This window comes from Caballeronia udeis, assembly GCF_001544555.2.
GTDB classification, from domain to species: domain Bacteria; phylum Pseudomonadota; class Gammaproteobacteria; order Burkholderiales; family Burkholderiaceae; genus Caballeronia; species Caballeronia udeis.
In genome coordinates this window covers 1-1141 of sequence record NZ_FCOK02000209.1, presented here as the reverse complement: position 1 = coordinate 1141, position 1141 = coordinate 1, and the positions used below count along the sequence as shown (strand labels likewise).

Annotated in this window: 1 pseudogene; it reads left to right on the top strand. The window is 57.9% G+C overall.

Annotation, left to right across the window (positions count from 1 at the left end):
• Positions 1 to 91 precede the first annotated feature (91 nt).
• Positions 92 to 1135: pseudogene (locus AWB69_RS45235) on the top strand (IS110 family RNA-guided transposase).
• Positions 1136 to 1141: the final 6 nt, after the last annotated feature.

The window sequence follows — 1141 nt, the reverse complement described above, 5'->3', positions numbered from 1 at the left end:
GGCTGTGATGTGATGGACGACTCCCTCCCTTCAGGGTAGGCATATGCCAAAGTGGAGAGGTCGTGACTTCCACGGCAGAGGAGCGTTCATCATGAAGATAGAGACAGTTGGACTGGATCTGGCAAAAACCTTGTTCCAGGTTCATGGAGTGGACTCGCAGGAGCATATCGTCGTACGCAAGCAACTGCGCCGCCCTGACATACTGCCGTTTTTCGCGAAGATTGAGCCATGCGTGGTAGGCATGGAGGCGTGTGGCTCGTCGCATTATTGGGGCCGAGAACTCACGAAGCTCGAACACACCGTGCGCTTGATTGCCCCTCAGTTCGTTCGACCATACGTAAAGAGCAACAAGACCGATGCGGCCGATGCCGAAGCAATCTGAGAGGCGGTAAGGCGACCGCACATGCGCTTTGTGCCGATCAAGACGCAAGCGCAACAGGCGATGCTTTCACTGCATCGGGCGCGCGCCGGGCTAGTCAAATCGCGTACGGCATTGGCTAATCAAATCCGCGGCTTGCTGAGCGAGTTCGGCATTGTGCTGCCCCAGGGAATCCGACTGCTCGGGCAAAGGGCTATCGAAGCCTTGTCCAACCCCGAGCATGAGCTTTGCGAACCGTTCCGAACCTTGATCCAGTTACTGGTGGAGCACTTACGGGAACTGGGCAACAAGGCAGCTGAACTGGAGGGGCGCATCCGCGCGATGCATCGTACGGATGAGGCGGGACAACTTCTCGAAACGATACCCGGAGTGGGGCCACTCACCGCTTCCGCGCTGGCAGCCTCAATCGGCAACCCCCACGCCTTTCGCGACGGCCGCGAACTCGCTGCATGGCTGGGTCTGGTTCCGCGTCAGCACTCCTCGGGTGGCAAGCCACGCTTGCTAGGCATCAGCAAGAGCGGCGATACAGCACTACGAACACTTTTGATTCACGGCGCTCGTGCTGTCATTCGCATGGCAGCCACCAAGCCCGAATTGACTGATTCGTGGGTCATGAAACTATGCCGACGCCGGCACAAAAACATCGCCGCCGTGGCGCTCGCAGCAAAAAATGTTCGAACGGCATGGGCTCTGTTAATTCGGAAGCAGGTCTACCAAGTTAGCCACGTTCCCATACGACCTGGCGTGACAGCTTGACAGCTA